We start from the raw sequence: 18,071 nt of genomic DNA, 5'->3' as shown, positions 1-18,071 counted from the left end.
AAATAGCCCAATCCTGCTTTTTGGCAGCCGATTGATTTAGTCCGATAGGCGCCTAGTCCTCGTTATGGCGATCAATCCAATCTTTCCATGTGGTTAAAAGGCTTGCGTTGCTGGCGGCAATCGCAGGGCGCTTGCCAATTTTTTTGGCTAACACGGGTTGGCCGTCTAGGCTAATGCTGGCGCCGCCGGCTTCATTAAGTATGAGCCAGCCTGCAGCATAGTCCCACAAGCTCTGATTGCCATGTAAATAAAGCTGACCACGTCCGGCGGCCATCCAGCACCAATCCAACGCCACTGAACCAAAGCTACGCTGCGAGGCGTAGGGCGCTTGGATCGCCAGAGCCGTCGCTAACATATCATCGAGGCGTTTAAAGTCAATAACTCCCACGCATTCTTTTAAGCTGCGTAAGTGTTGTTCCGTCTTAATGGATTGCCCATTAAGGTAAGCGCCCATCCCTAGTCGAGCCGAAAATAGCTCGTTTTTGGCAGGGTCATACACCAATCCTAGCACCAGCTCGCCTTTGATCATTAATGCCAGTGAGACACTGAAAAAGGCGATGCCATTGGCAAAGTTGGTGGTGCCATCAATCGGGTCTAAAATCCAACATCCTTGCTCAGCGTCCAGCGCCGCCTGCTGTTCTTGTTTGTCAGATTCTTCACCAAGCAGTGCAAATTGTGGCCAGTTTTGTTGTAAAAACCGGGTCATCGCCGTTTGCATGGCGGTATCCGCTTCGGTAAGCAAGCTACCATCCGCTTTTAGCTCATAGCCCACTTTGTTAAAGCGTGACATGATTTCTTGTTGTGCAATCTGCGTCATGCCGGTTTGAAGTTGCAACCAGGCCTGGTTGTCGATAAATGGGTTTTGCATGTTTTCTTAACTACTTTGTTGGGGGGGTTAAAAGTGTGATTTTAATCGTTTCAATCGCGTTTTGCGAGACCTCCAGTACCTCAAGCGTGTAATTGCCAACACGAATGCAGGTACCCACAGGGGGCAGTGTTTCGAGCTGTTCTTGAACCAGTCCGTTAAGGGTTTTTGGCCCATCAGTCGGCAAATCGAGCATATAGTCTTTGTTCAGGTCACGAATAAACTCACTGGCATCAATCGTCATTGAGCCGTCGGCATGGATTGCAATCGTTTCAACTTCTTTAGTGCGTGCGTCAGTAGACAGTTTGCCAACAATCTCTTCAAGTAGGTCTTCTACGGTTAATAAACCTTGTAAATCACCATACTCATCAACAATCAATGCCATCCGGCGCTTATTTTTGTTAAAGTTGGCCAGCTGCATATTGAGGGCGGTGGTTTCGGGCACATAATAAGCTGGGCGCGAGAGTTTAATGATGTCCTTAAGGCTGATTTCATCACGCATCAAAATAGGCAATGCACGGCGCAAGTTAAGAATGCCCACAAAGTCTTCGTCAAGATTGCCCCGATAAAGTGGGATTCGGGTGTAAGGTGAGTGCTGTAAGCATTTTAAAAAGTCTTCAAAAGGCTGGTCGACATCAACCGCATATATTTCTTGTTTAGGTATCATCACGTCTTCGACCGTGACGCTTTCCAATCGCAAAATACTGGTCAACATATCGCGATACTGTTTTGGAAGTTGCCCAGTGGCTTCATCGATAAGGGTTTGCAACTCTTCTTGGCTCAATGAATGGTCTTGTTTGGTTTTAGCGACATCAATTCTAAACAGTTTGAGGAAGTTATTGGCGACAATATTAACAAACCAAACCACAGAAGAGAAAAGTGTAAGAAGCGGATCAAGCACATAAACGGCGCGAAAGGCGATTTTTTCAGGGTAGAGCGCCGCAACGGTCTTTGGGGCGACTTCAGCAAAAATCAAAATAACAAGGGTAAGGAGTCCAGCTGCAATCGCAATACCCGCTTCGCCCATCAGTCGCATAGCGATAATGGTTGCAATAGAAGAGGCAAAAATATTAACAAAGTTATTGCCTAGTAAAATCACACCTAACAAACGATCGGGTTTTTCAAGTAAGCGTAACGCCTTGATCGCCGCTTTATGTCCCTCATTTGCTTTGTGTTTGAGGCGGTAGCGATTGAGTGCCATTAAGCTGGTTTCTGAGCTGGAAAAGAAGCCGGATAATAACACCATCAAAAAAAGGGTTAAAAATAAAAACAGCAGAGGTATGTCGTTCAAAGTGAATCCATCTAATTAATAACGAAAAGCGATTATAGCAAATTCTTGTGAAAGCCTAACACTAAAGCACGCGCATGACCATCAATACCCCTTGTGTGCCAATATAGCTAATGGCTAAAAAGCTGTAAGCCCAAACGGTATAGCGGGCGGCTTTTTGCCCGCGCCAACCTCGTTGAAAATGGCCCCATAAAAATAAGGCATAGGTAAACCAGGCTAAAATAGAGAAAAAGGTTTTATGTGCGAGTTTTTGGTCAAAAAAGTTTTCAATAAAATAGGCACCGCTCAAAATAGCGATGGATAAAATAATGAACCCTAAAATAATCAGCTGAATTAACGTTTTTTCCATGACTTGCAAGGGGGGCAAGGCGCGAATTAAATTGCTTAGCTTTCGTTTCTGAAAACGTTTTTCTTGAATTGAAAATAAAATAGCCTGTGCCGTGGCTAAGCCAAGCACACTGTAAGCAAAAATAGATATGACGACATGAAAGCCCAAACTATAATCAATCGGATGCGGATGACCAATAAACAAGGGGAGCAGCGTCACACAGGCGGCGAGCGGGAAGATAAACACGCCGAGGCTTTCCGTCGGTTTATTTAAGCTGATAATTAGCAGTGAAAACACCCCGATCCAGCCAATTAAGGAGAGGCCGTTGCCGAAACTAAAAATCATGCCTGATTGTGTAAATAGTGTCAGCGTGAGTGAAATGGTGTGCAAAACTAAACCAAAGGCGGCGCTGACCAGAATCGGGACACGCATTGACAGGCCAGCTGTTTCAGTATTACGAATACAGCGCATCAGATAATAGGCGCTCATAAAATAAAGCAAACTAGCCATTAATGCGCTTAAGTTACTAATCATTCAAATTCCTTAGGGTGTGAGTCGGGTTGTTATCCGTTATAATAACCAAATTCAAAGTGTATAGAAGAACAAATTTTAAATCAATTGAGAGATGGTCATGTTTGAAAATTTATCCGATCGTTTAGCCAAAACGATGAAGTCCTTGCGTGGGCAAGGGCGATTAACCGAAGATAACATAAAAGATGCCTTGCGTGATGTACGTCGTGCTTTATTAGAAGCCGATGTGGCTTTACCTGTTGTAAAAGGGTTTATTGCCAAGGTGCAAGAGCGCTCACTCGGTCAAGAGGTGTCCTTGTCACTCAATCCTGGGCAGGCATTCATTAAAATTGTCCGCGAGCAACTTACCGAAACCATGGGTAAAGAAGTTGAGCCATTAAACTTTAAAGTTGAACCGCCTGCGGTGATTATGGTGGCCGGTTTACAGGGTGCGGGTAAAACCACATCGGTGGCCAAGTTGGCGCGTTGGTTAAAAGAGCGTGAAAAGAAAAAAGTGATGGTGGTGTCGGCGGATGTCTACCGTCCGGCAGCGATTAAGCAGCTTGAAACCCTAGCGGCACAAGTGGATGTAAAGTTCTCACCCTCCAATGCCAATGAAAAACCGGTTGATATTGTTGAGCGCGCACGTGGCGAAGCCAAACGCCAATTTATGGATGTGTTAATCGTCGATACCGCCGGCCGATTGCACGTTGATAGCGACATGATGGATGAAATCAAAGCACTGCATCAGGCGATCAAGCCGATTGAAACGCTCTTCGTGGTTGACGCGATGACCGGGCAGGATGCGGCAATAACCGCGCGTGCATTCCATGACGCCTTGCCCTTAACAGGTGTTATCTTAACTAAAACCGATGGTGATGCGCGTGGCGGTGCGGCGCTATCGATTCGTGAAATAACCGGTAAGCCAATTAAGTTTATTGGTGCGGGCGAAAAAACCGAAGCGTTGGAGTTGTTTCACCCAGACCGTATGGCAGGGCGTATTTTGGGAATGGGCGATGTGCTCAGCCTGATTGAGGAAGCTGAAACAAAGATTGATCAGAAAAAAGCCCAGGCCTTTGCCAGTAAACTGCAAAAAACCGGTAAGTTTGATTTAGAGGATTTCCGTGAGCAGCTGGTGCAGATTCAAACAATGGGTGGCATTGGCGGCTTGTTAGGCAAGTTGCCCGGCATGAGTCAGGTAAAAAACCAGATGCAAGAAGGTTTTGCTGAACGTGAGTTTAAAAAGCTTGAAGCCATTATTAATTCGATGACACCCCAAGAGCGCGCCTTTCCAACGCTCCTAAAAGGGTCTAGAAAGCGCCGTATCGCGATGGGGTCAGGTACGCAGGTGCAAGATATCAATAAGTTGTTGAAACAGTTTGATCAAATGCAAAAAATGATGAAAAAAATGTCAAAGGGCGGCCTTAAAAATATGATGCGCGGCATGGCAGGCAAATTGCCGCCTGGCATGGGTGGCTTAGGCGGCATGGGTGGTATGGGCGGCTTAGGTAAATAAAAAGCTGATTTTTATTGGCGCTTGTGCCAAAATACGACGACTAATTTTTTAATATTTAAATATGGAGCGCTTTATGGATTTTTTTATTAGTAATGCAATGGCTGATGGCGGCGGTTCTGGCGGCGCGGGTTGGGAAGGTTTAATTCCACTTATTTTGCTATTCGTTATTTTCTATTTCTTATTGATTCGCCCACAGCAAAAGAAAGTTAAAGAACACCGTAAACTAGTGAGCGAAGTACAAAAAGGCGATGAAATCATTACTTATGGCGGTATAGGCGGCAAGATTCGTGATTTGGATGAAGCCTTTTGTGACCTTGAGATTGCGCCGAATGTTGTGGTTAAGGTGGATCGTCAAAATATCGCGCGTTTACTGCCTAAGGGTACATTAAAAGGCACGGCGGCAAGAGTGGATAACAAAAACACGAAGAAAGATGAAGATGATGCTGAGATAGATTCAGAATCAACGGAAAAAACCGAGAAAACCGAAAAGCAGAACTAATCGGCTGATTCGGAAGCAAAGGGGCGTTTGCCCCTTTTTTACATTAAATTGTTTGTTTTAAAATTGATCTTAATGTGTCATTTGGCACTCAGCCCATCTAAAGGCAAAATCCATGTTTGAATCTCAACGTAACCTTATTTCTAATCGTTTTCCGATGTGGAAATATCTTGTACTCATCATCGCTGTGGTGTTGGGTTTGACCTATGCGATGCCCAACCTGTTTGGCGATGACCCTGCGGTTCAGGTGTCACCTGCACAAGTTGGGCAGTTTAACGCACAAACCACCGAGCAAATCGAAACGACCTTGGCGCAAGCAGGCCTAGTGCCTAAATCAATGGTATTTGATGGTCAACAATACCTTATTCGGTTTGATGATGTTGAAACCCAGTTACGCGCGAATGATCTAATCCGTGAAACCTTTGGTCGTCAAGCGATCGTCGCCCTTAACCTCGCGCCGGCGACACCCAACTGGCTACGTTCACTCGGTGGACAGCCGATGTATTTAGGTTTGGATTTGCGCGGCGGGGTGCACTTCTTAATGGATGTGGATATGGATGCCGCAGTAGAGGGTGCATACCGACGTTTTGATGATGAAATTCGTGTGCTGTTACGTGATGCGCGTATTCGCTACCAAGCAATTGATTATCAAGCCGAAACCTTACGGGTGCTTTTCCGCACGCCTGATGCCCGTGATCAAGGGTTTAGTTTATTAAGCCGTGAATATCGTAATGAGCTTGAGTCTCGCTCAGTAGATGAGGAGGGCCAAGCTTTAATTGAATTACGTCTATCTTCACGCGTGATTGACGAAACCAAAAAGTTTGCCCTGCAACAAAACATTACGACGCTACGCAACCGTATTAATGAATTAGGTGTAGCCGAGCCGATTATTCAGCAGCAGGGTGAGCGCCGTATTGTGGTGCAATTACCGGGTGTACAAGACACGGCAAGAGCAAAAGAAATTTTAGGTGCCACCGCGACGCTTGAATTTAGGCTAGTTGATGAACGCGGTGATGCCGAGCGTGCCGTGCGCACAGGCGTAGTGCCTCCGAATTCACAGCTTTATACTTTCCGTGATGGACGACCAATTTTGTTGCAACGAAGCATTATTGTTTCGGGTGAGAGCGTGATTAACGCTCAATCGGGTATCGATGCGCAGCAGGGTTCACCGCAGGTAAGTGTGACATTGGATAGTGCCGGTGGACGTCGGATGTTGGCGACCACGCGTGACAATATTGGCAACCGCATGGCGGTGGTGTTTATTGAAAGTCGTGTTGAAACGGTTGAGCGTGATGGTGAAATGGTGCGTGAACGCATCGTGACGCGGGATGTGATTAACGCGGCGGTGATTCGAGATCAGTTTGCCAACCGTTTTCAAATTACCGGTATTTCAAGCTCCCAAGAAGCACAAAATTTAGCATTATTACTTCGTGCGGGTGCGTTAGCGGCGCCGATGGAAATTGTGGAAGAGCGTACTGTAGGCCCTAGCTTAGGTCAAGACAACATTGATCAAGGCTTAATGTCGGTGATTGTCGGTTTTATCCTAGTATTGATTATTATGGCTTGGCGTTATAAAACCTTTGGCATGATTGCCAATATCGCATTGACGTTAAACCTCGTGTTGATTGTCGCGGTCTTGTCTTTAATGCAAGCGACCTTAACCCTACCGGGTATTGCCGGGATCGTGTTAACGGTGGGTATGGCGGTGGATGCCAATGTGCTGATATTTGAGCGGATCAAAGAGGAGCTGAAAAACTCCTCGATACAAACCGCGATTCATGCGGGCTATGAGAAGGCGTTTATCACCATTGCCGATGCGAATATCACGACACTGCTGGCGGCGATTGTATTGTTTAGTTTTGGTACTGGTCCAATTAAAGGCTTTGCGATTACCTTGACGATTGGGATTATCACCTCGATGTTTACCGCCATTTTAGGCACCCGCGCGATTGTCAATATGCTGTATGGCAATAAGCCGGTTAAGAAACTGTCGATTTAGGAGCTTGAAATGACGGACACAACACAAACCATTGAAAGCCCAAGTCAAACTGATTTTGGCAAGATAAACTTTATGAAAATCCGCTATCCAGCGGTGGTTTTCTCGTTGATTTTAATCGCGGGTTCCATTTTCGGCATCTGGTATAAAGGTCTTAACCTGGGGGTGGACTTTACCGGGGGGACGATTATTGAACTGACGTATCCGCAAGGTGCGGATTTAAATCTGATTCGTCAGGATTTAGCCACCGCAGGCTATGAAGAAGCGCAGGTTCAGCATTTTGGCTCATCGCGTGAAGTGCTGATTCGAATTGCGCCGCGTGAAGGCATGGCCTCGGCGACCTTGAGCAATGAGGTGATGGATGCGCTGCAAAAAGCCACCAGCGACAAGATCGAACTACGCCGCGTTGAGTTTGTTGGCCCTCAGGTGGGTGAAGAGTTAACTACCGATGGCGCGTTAGCGGTGCTGTATGCGCTCATCGGGATACTGATCTATGTGGCGTTACGCTTTGAGTTTCGTTTTTCATTGGGCGCGATTGCCGCTCTGGTGCATGACGTGACGATCACCGTCGGTATCTTTGCTTGGACCCAGATGCAGTTTGATTTAACCGTGCTAGCGGCGTTGCTCGCCATCATAGGTTACTCGCTCAACGACACGATTGTGGTGTTCGACCGAGTGCGAGAAAACTTCCGCACTGTTAGGGATGGCACCCCGGTTGAGGTGAGTAACAAGGCGTTGAATGACATGCTAGGGCGAACTTTGATGACCTCCTTAACCACATTGATGGTTTTAGCCGCTTTGTTTACGCTGGGCGGTGAGATTATTCATGGCTTTGCCACGGCCTTGATTGTGGGTGTTGTGGTGGGAACCTATTCGTCGATTTATGTGGCGAGTAGCACAGCCTTGGCGTTAGGTGTGTCGAAGCAGGACCTAATGCCACCGGTTAAGAAACAAAAAGAGAACGGTGAGGAAGAAGAGGATGACGATTTAAAACGTGCCTTTTTAGAAGCGGAAGCTAAACGAGCGAAAACAAACGAAAGCCTCTAAAGCGTTAATTTCAACACGCGCCCAATACCCGTTTGGGCGTGTCACTATCTGATTAATAAGTAGAAAACCATGTCATTGATTTTAGAAACCACACGTCGTCGCACCTTTGCGATTATCTCTCACCCGGATGCGGGTAAAACTACCGTCACTGAAAAACTCCTATTATACGGTGGCGCGATTCAAATGGCCGGTGCGGTTAAAAGCCGAAAAACCGATCGCGGTGCAACCTCAGACTGGATGAAAATGGAGCAGGAGCGTGGAATTTCTGTCGCCTCATCGGTGATGCAGTTTCCTTATAAAGACGTGATGATGAATCTGCTAGATACCCCGGGGCATGAGGATTTCTCCGAAGATACCTATCGGGTGCTGACCGCGGTGGATTCGGCGCTAATGGTGATTGACGTGGCTAAAGGGGTAGAGGACAGAACCATTAAATTGATGGAAGTCTGTCGTCTGCGGGATACGCCGATTTTAACCTTCATCAACAAAATGGACCGTGAGGGCAAAGAGCCGATCGAGTTGTTGGACGAAGTGGAAGAGGTGTTAAAGATTGAATGCGCCCCGATGATTTGGCCAATTGGCATGGGTAAGCGCTTTAAAGGGATTTACAATATCTATAACGACACGATTCGCTTGTTTGCCCAAGCCGACGGACAACGTGCCGGTGAAGGTGAGCTTATTCAAGGAATAGACAATCCTCGACTCGATGAACTGATTGGCAGTATGGCCGATGAACTACGTGATGAAATTGAATTGGTGCGCGGCGCGAGCCATGAATTCGATTTAGAGCGTTTTTTAACGGGAAAACAAACCCCGGTTTTCTTTGGTTCGGCGGTGAATAACTTTGGTTTACAAGAGTTGTTGGATGGCTTTGCGCAGTATGCGCCGCCGCCCAAAGGCCGTGAAACCGAAGACCGATTCGTCAAAGCGGATGAAGATAAAATGACCGGTTTTGTGTTCAAAATTCAGGCCAATATGGACCCCGCACACCGTGACCGTGTAGCGTTTATGCGCATAGTATCGGGTAAGTATGAAGCCGGTAAAAAACTTAAACACGTTCGCATTGGCAAGGATGTCAAAATATCTAAAGCCATTACCTTTTTAGCCAATAAACGTGAACAGGCCGAAGAAGCCTATCCAGGCGATATCATTGGGCTGCATAATCATGGCACAATAAAAATCGGCGATACCTTTACCGAAGGCGAAATCCTAAAGTTTACCGGTATCCCAAACTTTGCGCCTGAGCTGTTCCGCCGCGCACGTTTAAAAGACCCAATGAAAATGAAAGCCTTGCAAAAAGGCTTAACTCAATTATCCGAGGAAGGCGCGACCCAGTTATACCGCCCTGTGATAAACAACGATTTAATTTTGGGCGCCGTGGGTATTTTGCAGTTTGAAGTAGTCGCACAACGATTAGCCGATGAATACAAGGTAACCTGCCAATTTGAACCGGTCAACGTCGCCACCGCGCGCTGGATTATTGGCGACAAGGCAGAAATTGATAAGTTCCTCGATAAGGTGACCGACAACGTCGCCTACGATGCCGCCGATCAACTGGTCTATATCGCCCCAACGCGGGTTAATTTACAGCTAACCGAAGAACGCTGGCCAAAATTAAAATTCGTAGCCACTCGCGAGCACTAAATGTCATATCAGAATGGCGTTCAGCTTGGTAAGCAGCGTATTCCAATCAAAATCAACTCAAGGCGCAAACGTCTAGCTTTGCGTATTTCGCCGACGGGTGAGGTGGCGATATTATCGCCGCCGAATGTTCCCTTTAAGTACATTGAATCCTTTGCATCGGCCAACCAGGCCTGGTTAGAAGAACAGCTTTCAAAACTAGCTTTAAAACCTCAGCCAGTGGTATATACCGGCTCAGTTGGCGAGCGTTGGCCGTTTTTGGGTGAGGGTTTGGTTTTAGTGCAAGGTGAGGGGTGTGTCGTACAGCCGCGTGATGGGCATCTTTTAATCCCTTCTGAAACAGATCCTAAACAAGCGTTGTTCTACTGGTATTTAGAGCGGGTGAATGAATGGCTGCCTTCACGTTTTAATTATTGGGTGGCGCAGACAGGTTTTCAGCCGACGCGACTGCAAATCAAAACCTATAAAGCGCGTTGGGGAAGTTGTGATCGTCATGGGCGCATTCAATTAAACTGGATGTTAATCGGGTTGCCACAATGGGTGGTGGACTATGTTATCGTGCATGAGCTTTGTCATTTAACTCACATGAATCATTCGCCTGCCTTCTGGCAGCTGTCGCGTCACCACTATCCCGACACAGACCAAGCCAGAGCTTGGCTAAAACAAAACGGACATCCGATTATTAGTCAGCTCTATGGTTTATAAGGAAATACGCTATGTCCAGCATGCAACAACGCGCCGCCAATGACTGCGACTACAGCTACAATCTATGCGTCAGCAACGATGTCGAAGCCAAAGACACTCGCGAAAAAATTGATATTACAAAACGTAATGGCGAACTAAAAACCACCGTCGCCAAAATCGACCGTATGTGCAGGGACATTGATGCGATTGTGGTGGAAATTGAAGGTGAGGAGATAGTGGCATGAGTGACAACGCAGGGAGTTTACCCATCGGCTATACCGGCTTGCTAACCGACATCAAGCAACGCGTTCGCCACGCTCAGACGCGCGCCGTGTTGGCGGTCAATGCCGAGCTGATCCGGCTTTATTGGGAAATTGGCGAGCTGATCAATAGTCGCCAGCAACAGGAAGGCTGGGGTGCCGGTGTGATTCCACGCCTCGCGCGTGACTTGCACAATGCGTTACCCGAAGAGAAGGGGTTTTCCGAACGCAATATCAAGCGCATGCTGGCTTTCTACCGCGAATATCCACGGCTCAATTTTGTGCCACAAGCCGTGGCACAAACGGATGTCCCGTCAGAAGTGCCACAAGCTGCGGCACTTTTCCCCGCTGAACTGCTGCAGTCTGTCCCCTGGGGGCATCACGCCGAACTGATGGCTAAGGTCAAAGATTTGCCCACTCGCCGCTGGTACATGCAAGCCGCCGTGAATAATGGCTGGAGCCGCAATATCCTAGTGATGCAGATTGAATCTGCTGCGCACCACCGCCAAGGACGGGCCATTAGCAACTTTGCCAGCCGTCTGCCCGCTCCTGACTCCGACTTGGTGCAGCAAACGCTGAAAGACCCTTATCTGTTTGACTTTTTGACCCTCGAGTCGGGTTTTCACGAACGCGAACTGGAAACCGGGCTGGTCGCTCATCTGGAAAAGTTTCTGCTGGAGCTCGGGCAGGGCTTTGCCTTTGTCGGGCGGCAATACCATCTTGATATCGGCGAGCAGGACTTCTATATTGATCTGCTGTTTTATCATCTCAAGCTGCGTTGCTATGTGGTGATTGAGCTCAAGCGTGGCGACTTCAAACCCGAATACGCCGGAAAAATCAACTTCTACTGCAATGTGGTGGATGACAAGCTCCGCCACGAAACCGATCAACCCACCATCGGCCTGATCCTGTGTCAGCAACCCAACAGGGTGCTGGCCGAGTATGCCTTGCGGGGTTTTGATAAACCCATCGGCGTTTCCAGCTACGAGCTGACCCGCGCTCTGCCGGAAACGCTTGAAAGCAGCCTGCCCAGCATTGAACAAATCGAGCGCGAATTGCAGGCAGCGGAAAGCGAAGAGGGCAAGGCATGAGCGAACAAAAGTTTACCGACAAACGGGTTATTCATCTCACCGCGAACTCGCGGCTTAGTCAGGCATTGAAGGTTCAATTTGCATTAGATAGTGATGCAAAAGTGAGTTTGACGCCGAGTATTTTTACTTGGAGCCAGTTTTGGTCAGCTTGGCAGCAGCAGGCGCTATTGCGTGGTGAGCTGCCGAGTCTGCCTAAACATTTAATCTCGGTATTTGAGGCCACTCAACAATGGCAAACTTTGCTTGTAAAATATTCGCCAACGCCCTTGTTAAACCTGGCGGATACAGCTAAACAACTCTACCAGGCCTGGTGCTTATGGCAGAGTTACCGTGATCAGCAAGATACGACCTCGCAGGCGCTTTTTACAGAAGAAAGCCAACTGTTCTCGCTTTGTGCGCAGGACTACCAGGCCTGGTTGGAAAAACGCGGGTTTATTGACGAGCCAAGCTTAATGCAACAGCGTTTGGCTTGGTTTGAGCAGGGCGTGGGTGGCTGTCCGCAGCAGGTGATATGGCATGGTTTTGACGAACTGACGCCGGTGATGCACCATTGGAAAAACCTGTCTAGCCTGCGTGGATGCCAGCATACTATGGCTGAGCTTGGCTACACGGAAACACAAATCGGTCAAACACAAACCGGTCAAATCTATGCCGCCGCCGACCTGCGGGATGAATGCCAACAGGCGGCGTTATTTTGCGCTCAAACCCTGCAAAACGCCATAGAGCAAGGGCACAGTGTATTGAGCTTGCGGGTGGCCGTTGTCGCGCCGAATGTCGCTGACATCAAAGCGCCCTTAGCCTTTTGGTTGGATGATGCCTTATATCAAGCGTTTGAAAATCACCCTATACTTGCTCAGCATTCAACCGAGCGGCTTTACAATATTTCTTTGGGCACGCCTTTGACCCAACTGCCTTATGTTGGGTTTTTGCACCAAAGTTTAAAAATGGCAGCGCAACCCAAACAACCGCTGGTGTATCAAGATTGGAGTCAATGGCTCACCTCGCCGTTTCAATTGGGTGAGCTGAGTGGGTTACAGGGCTTGGATAATCAACTGCGTAAATTACAATGGGCGCGGTTAAACTGGCCGGCCTTGGCGCAGCGAACTGAACAGCTTGCTTGGCCTGATAGTTTGCGCAAACTCTTAATTCAAATGCACGACATTAGCCCACCCACATCGCCTAATCTCGTTCAATTTGCTGACTGGGTGAGTCAAGTGGTCGGATTATTTGATGCCAAGTTGGCAGGCTTTAGCTCAGAGATTTATCAGCAACGCGAAAAATGGCTAGACACGTTACAAAGTTTTGCCAGTTTGCGCGCGATGCCGAGCAAGCAAAGCCTGAGCGCTTGGCTCAGCCAATGGCAAGCCTATTGCGCCCAAACACTGCATCAAGCACAAAGTACCTGGACCCAGCCGATTCAAGTCATCGGTATGCTCGAAGCTGGCGGTCAGCCGTTTGATGCGCTTTGGGTGATGGGGTTGAATGACGAAGCTTGGCCACGCCCCCCTCAGCCTAATGCCTTTTTGCCATTGAGTTGGCAGCGCCAGCAACAGTGTCCGCGTTGTGATGCGCCGCGTGAATTGCATTATGCGCAACACTTGACCCAGCGTTTGAAAGCCAGTGCGCCTCGGGTGGTGTTGAGTTATGCACGTCAGAAAGGGGAGGCGATGAGCCTTCCAAGTCCATTGATCGCCAACTTGCTTGAAGATTTAATCAATCATTACCCCGCGCAGCCGTTTTGCAGCGCTAGCCACCAGGCCTGGTTGCAACGACCCCAAGCCGAATGGCGGTTGGATAACCAAGCGCCACCGTTTGAAGCGGGGCAGCGTGCGCCGGGCGGTTCGGGGATTTTAAAAGCCCAAATGCTATGTCCCTTGATGGCGTTTTTTGATTATCGCTTAGGTGCAAAGTATGGTTTGGATTCGGTGGAAGACGGCCTAGCCAGTACCGACCAGGGGCGGATTTTACATCGTGTCCTGCAACTTTTTTGGCAACAAACGCGCACTCAAAGCGCGCTGTTAGCAATGGAAGCGGATCAAGTAGATCAGCAACTCGCGGATTTATTAGCCGAGGAATTTAGCCAGCTTCAATCGCATTTCTCGCCAAGTTATCTGGCGCAAGAACAGCAGCGGATGGGTGTGTTATTACAACAATGGATTGAGCTGGAGCGCGCGCGGCCATGTGGCTTTGAAGTGACGGCGACCGAGTTAGAACTGGAGCTTACGCTTGCCGGTATCGGCTTTAAAATCTCGATAGACCGCATTGACCAAACCGAGCAAGGCGCGCTGTTATTGGATTATAAAACCGGTCAAGCCAGCGTGAACGATTTGCTGTCTGAACCGATTCGTGCGCCGCAATTAGCGGTGTATTTGCATGCGATTGATTCACCGATTGCGGGGCTGGGTTATGGTTTGTTGAGTTCGGATAAGGGGGTTAATTGGAATCTGCTTAGTGAGCAACCAGGCCTGGTTGTAAAAACCGGTAAAAGTTGGGATAAAATCAGCGAAAAAGGCGATTGGCAGGATGTCGCATGGCCTGATTTTATCGACTTCTTAATGCAACAAGTTGAGCAGCTTGCTCAAGCCCTAGCGCAGGGTGATGCCAGTATGCGCTTCACTAAGGAGCAGGACTTGGCTTATTCGCCTTCGCTGTTGGCCTTGCGTTTACCTGAGGTCAAGGCCCAGCGTACGACGCCGCTTGATAATGAAGATATGCAGTCGGAGGATAATTAGATGAACGCCCACAACCCAAGCATCGCCGAGAACACCCATGTCGCCCATAACCCAAACTGGCATCCTGCGCTCCAGCAAGATAACCTAGCCGATAGCGCGGCGCGTTTAAGCGCGATTAACCCGCATTTTTCTTACATCGTCCAAGCGCCAGCCGGTTCAGGCAAAACCGCTTTGTTAACTCAGCGGTTTTTGGCGCTGTTAGCGCGGGTGGAAACGCCCGAGCAGATTGTCGCGATGACCTTTACTAAAAAAGCCGCCGCTGAAATGCGTGAGCGGGTATTACATGCGATTAAACAGGGGCTTAATCCAACGTGCGACAGCGATAAGGTCTATGACCAAAACACCTGGCGCTTAGCGCGCGATGTAGTGCAGCGTGATCGTGACCAGGCCTGGTGCTTATTGGATAATCCAAATCGTTTGCGCATTCGAACGATTGATTCAATGAATGGCTATCTGGTGCAACAAATGCCGTTTTTATCCAAACTAGGCACCCAACCGAGTTTACAGCAAAATAGTGATGCCTTATATGTCGAGGCCGCGCGCGCGGTGCTGGCTTCGGAGGCAGTACAAACAGAAAGTGCGGCGTTATTGCGCTTGGTGAATGGCCGTTATCGTCGTGCTGAAAACCAGTTGGTCAGCATGTTGAAAAAGCGAGATCAGTGGATGCGGATTTTACTCGGCGGCGCACAACGTGAACAACTAGAAAGCGCTTTAGAAGCCTTGGTATTACAGCAAGCCCAGCAAGCGATCATGCAGCTCGGCCCTGTTATTGAACTGGGTGAAGAGCTTCCCGAATTGGCGAGGTTTGTATTGGGCAATAAGCCTGATGTGCCGCTGCAATCCTTGGCGCAAGCCGATTGGCCCTTGGGGTTCGAGCTAGAAGACCTTGGCGCTTGGCGTGAACTGGCAGGTTTTGTGTTAACTCAAAAGGGCGAGCTGCGTAAAAAAGTCGATGCGCGTAGTGGCTTTCCGGCTGGCGACAAAGCGCCGAAAGAAAAGATGCAAGGGCTGCTGGCTGAACTGGCCAACCGTTTGTCTGATGCCTCCGTGAGTGGCTTAGCGGATTTAATGACGCTTCCTGATCCGATATACACCGATCTTCAATGGCAAGATTTGGCGCATTTAATTAGGTTGCTGACGCATGCCGTTGCGCATCTAAAATTAGCCTTTAAAAGCGCGGGAGAAACCGATTTTATCGAAGTCGCCCAAGCGGCATCCGAAGCCTTGGGTGACGATGAAGCACCGACTGATCTAGCACTGCAATTGGATTATCAAATTCAACACCTGCTTATCGACGAATTTCAAGACACCAGTGTGGGTCAGTTTGATTTGGTTAAAAAGCTGGTACGCGGCTGGATGCCCGGTGATGGGCGCAGCCTGTTTATTGTGGGCGATCCGATGCAATCGATTTACCGTTTCCGCGAAGCGGAGGTCGGCAATTTCTTGCAGGTTTGGACCAACCAAGCCTTAGCGTTTACGTTAACGCCGTTGAATCTAACGGTGAACTTTCGCTCAAATGCCGCGTTGGTCAACTGGTACAACCAGACCTTCGCTAAAGTCTTTCCTAAACAAGATGATTTGGTGCTGGGGGCGGTCAGTTATGCACCGGCGCAACCCAGCCCACAAGCGCAAGAACAAGAACAAGCGCAAGCACAGGCGAAAGCACAATCCAGTGCAGACGCGCTCGAAAACCAAACGGCGATGCATAGCGCAATCCAGACTCACTGGGCCGTGAATCAGACTGACGCTGCGCAAGCGCAGCAGATGGCTGAAATCATTCAGCATCGCATGAGTGAGTTGGCGGAGGATGACGGCGCTGGCCGCATTGCGGTGCTAGGGCGCTCGCGCTCGCATTTAGCGCCCTTAGCCTACCAGCTTAAACAACAGGGGATCGCGTTTCGTGCGGTTGAGTTAGAAGGCTTGAACCAGCGCCAAGAAATTCAAGACTGCCTCGCCTTAACGCGTGCGTTATTGCATGGTAGCGACCGAGGTGCCTGGATTGCATTATTGCGTGCGCCGTTTATTGGTTTATCCTTGGTGGATTTGTATGCCTTGTTGGGGGCGGACAAGTCCAAACTTTATGCGCCCGTCACCGCTTGCTTGGCGGATGACCAGGCCTGGTTGAACTGCACAGCCGAGGGCCAAGCGCGTTTGGCGCAAGCCTGGCCCCTATTACAAAGCGCGATGGCGCTGATCGGCTCACAGCCTTTTTCACGGGTTGTTCACCAGGCCTGGTGGCAATTAGCCGCGGCACAAACACTGGATTCTGAGGTAGAGCTGGATAATGTGCAGGTGTTTTTTGAAGGGCTTGCGCAATGGGATCAAAGCCCAGAACCGCTGGATAGCCAACAGCTCGACAACTGGGTGCAAACCCTCTACGCAGGGGGCGATAGCCGTCCAGAAGCGCAGAAGGTGCAGCTCATGACGATGCATAAATCCAAAGGCCTGCAGTTTGATACCGTATTCTTGCCTAGCTTGGCAAAACAGCCGCGCCATAACGAGCGCGCACTCGTCAGCTGGCTAGAGTTTGCGAGTGAACAGGGCGAAGGGTTGGTGCTGGCTCCGCTGGATCAAACCGGGCAAAGTGGAGCGTTGAATAAATTGATTGCGAAGGTAGAGCAGCAAAAACAACAGTTTGAAGACGGTCGTTTGTTTTATGTTGCGGCGACACGCGCGGAAAACCAATTACATCTGTTTGCCAGCCTGAATCTTTCATCAAGCCAAGCTGCTCGAACATTAAACACAGATACCCGCATTCAGCCACCAAGCACCAGCCTACTGGCACCCCTTTGGCGACAGGTCGCGGGCGAGTTTTTGCCACTGATTGACCAAGAAATTGAACGCCTAGCCGCCATGCCGGCTAGCGCAATCGACAGCCCAATGTCGGCGGCTATGATCAAGTATTTGCCCTATCAAACCCATAAGCCAGAAGATTGGCGCAGTCAAACACCTCAGCCTTTGCCAGCGGTAAAAGCCAGTAAAGCCAAGGCAACGCGCCAACTAGACGAAAGTGCAGAATCTAACCAACAAACCCCGCGGGACTATCAAGCAGGCCTGGTTGCTCAACGTGTTGGCGATTTAGTGCATGCGCTGCTTGAACAGATCGCGCATATTGGTATAGCACACTGGCGCCAACCACCGAATGCCCAATGTCGTGCCATTTATCGTAGCTGGTTGAGTGAGCAGGGCGTGCCAGCTGCCGCCTTGAATCAGGCGGTTGGTCGGGTTGAGCACTCTATGCGCAATGCATTAGCACACCCAAGGCTGCGCTGGGCGTTGCAAAACGACCATGCCGAGGCCGCCTGTGAATTGGCGCTAACCGCTAAATTCGAGCAGATTGAAAACCACATCGTTGACCGCACCTTTATCGATGAAACCGGCACGCGTTGGATCATCGACTACAAAACCAGTGTGCAACAGACACACGACGCGACGGATCAAGCCAGCTATCTTGCCAGTTTAATCAGTCATTACCGTCCACAACTTGCGCGTTATGGCGCACTCTTTAATCAAATTGAACAGCGCGCTCAAAAATGGGTGTTGTATTTCACTGAATTAGATAAATGGGTTGAGCTAGACTAACTCGTTGGTATACCCTGTCGTTTTTCTCAGTTTCT

Annotated in this window: 12 protein-coding genes and 1 pseudogene; 10 read left to right on the top strand and 3 right to left on the bottom strand. The window is 49.1% G+C overall.

Going from position 1 to position 18,071, the window contains the following annotated elements:
- Window positions 1–52 precede the first annotated feature (52 nt).
- The 3 genes from NA59_RS02095 to NA59_RS02085 form a co-directional block, all read right to left on the bottom strand.
- The gene (locus NA59_RS02095) at window positions 53–868 is read right to left on the bottom strand and encodes an inositol monophosphatase family protein (RefSeq protein ID WP_052501401.1); all 816 of its coding nucleotides are present in this window, start codon (window positions 866–868) and stop codon (window positions 53–55) included.
- A 10-nt stretch (window positions 869–878) separates the two neighbouring features.
- A complete protein-coding gene (locus tag NA59_RS02090; protein WP_044407233.1) occupies window positions 879–2,156 on the bottom strand; it encodes an HlyC/CorC family transporter in 1,278 nt (425 codons plus the stop codon).
- A gap of 61 nt (window positions 2,157–2,217) precedes the next feature.
- On the bottom strand, window positions 2,218–3,015 hold the full coding sequence (locus NA59_RS02085; RefSeq protein WP_044407230.1) for a cytochrome C assembly family protein: 798 nt from the start codon (window positions 3,013–3,015) through the stop codon (window positions 2,218–2,220).
- A gap of 97 nt (window positions 3,016–3,112) precedes the next feature.
- On the opposite strand from NA59_RS02085, the gene ffh reads away from it, so the two are divergent.
- The 10 genes and pseudogenes from ffh to NA59_RS02035 all read left to right on the top strand — a co-directional run bounded on the left by ffh (window position 3,113) and on the right by NA59_RS02035 (window position 18,036).
- Window positions 3,113–4,507, top strand: coding sequence for a signal recognition particle protein (gene ffh, locus NA59_RS02080; RefSeq protein ID WP_044407582.1), 1,395 nt, complete (start codon window positions 3,113–3,115; stop codon window positions 4,505–4,507).
- A 73-nt stretch (window positions 4,508–4,580) separates the two neighbouring features.
- Window positions 4,581–4,898 (top strand): annotated as a pseudogene (yajC, locus tag NA59_RS02075) (preprotein translocase subunit YajC); the annotation flags it as partial.
- Window positions 4,899–5,118: 220 nt separating this feature from the next.
- Window positions 5,119–7,002, top strand: a complete 1,884-nt coding sequence (gene secD / locus NA59_RS02070) for a protein translocase subunit SecD (protein WP_044407225.1) — start codon at window positions 5,119–5,121, stop codon at window positions 7,000–7,002.
- 9 nt (window positions 7,003–7,011) lie between these two features.
- The gene (gene secF / locus NA59_RS02065) at window positions 7,012–8,046 is read left to right on the top strand and encodes a protein translocase subunit SecF (RefSeq protein ID WP_052501400.1); all 1,035 of its coding nucleotides are present in this window, start codon (window positions 7,012–7,014) and stop codon (window positions 8,044–8,046) included.
- Window positions 8,047–8,115: 69 nt separating this feature from the next.
- A complete protein-coding gene (locus NA59_RS02060) occupies window positions 8,116–9,690 on the top strand; it encodes a peptide chain release factor 3 (protein ID WP_044407222.1) in 1,575 nt (524 codons plus the stop codon).
- On the top strand, window positions 9,691–10,392 hold the full coding sequence (locus NA59_RS14160; RefSeq protein WP_052501399.1) for a M48 family metallopeptidase: 702 nt from the start codon (window positions 9,691–9,693) through the stop codon (window positions 10,390–10,392). It begins immediately after the preceding gene.
- Between the two features lie 11 nt (window positions 10,393–10,403).
- Entirely contained in the window at window positions 10,404–10,616 is a 213-nt protein-coding gene (locus tag NA59_RS02050; RefSeq protein WP_044407220.1) for a hypothetical protein, read from the top strand.
- Complete coding sequence (locus tag NA59_RS02045) at window positions 10,613–11,722, top strand: PDDEXK nuclease domain-containing protein (protein ID WP_044407218.1); 1,110 nt, start codon at window positions 10,613–10,615, stop codon at window positions 11,720–11,722. Before NA59_RS02050 ends, NA59_RS02045 begins: the two co-directional genes overlap by 4 nt.
- Window positions 11,719–14,454 (top strand): PD-(D/E)XK nuclease family protein, encoded by a 2,736-nt coding sequence (locus NA59_RS02040; protein WP_044407216.1) that lies wholly within the window; start codon window positions 11,719–11,721, stop codon window positions 14,452–14,454. Before NA59_RS02045 ends, NA59_RS02040 begins: the two co-directional genes overlap by 4 nt.
- A complete protein-coding gene (locus tag NA59_RS02035; protein WP_044407214.1) occupies window positions 14,455–18,036 on the top strand; it encodes a UvrD-helicase domain-containing protein in 3,582 nt (1,193 codons plus the stop codon).
- Window positions 18,037–18,071 lie beyond the last annotated feature (35 nt).

This window comes from Thiomicrospira microaerophila (assembly GCF_000934765.1).
GTDB lineage: Bacteria > Pseudomonadota > Gammaproteobacteria > Thiomicrospirales > Thiomicrospiraceae > Thiomicrospira > Thiomicrospira microaerophila.
This window is presented reverse-complemented; position numbering and strand designations above follow the sequence as displayed.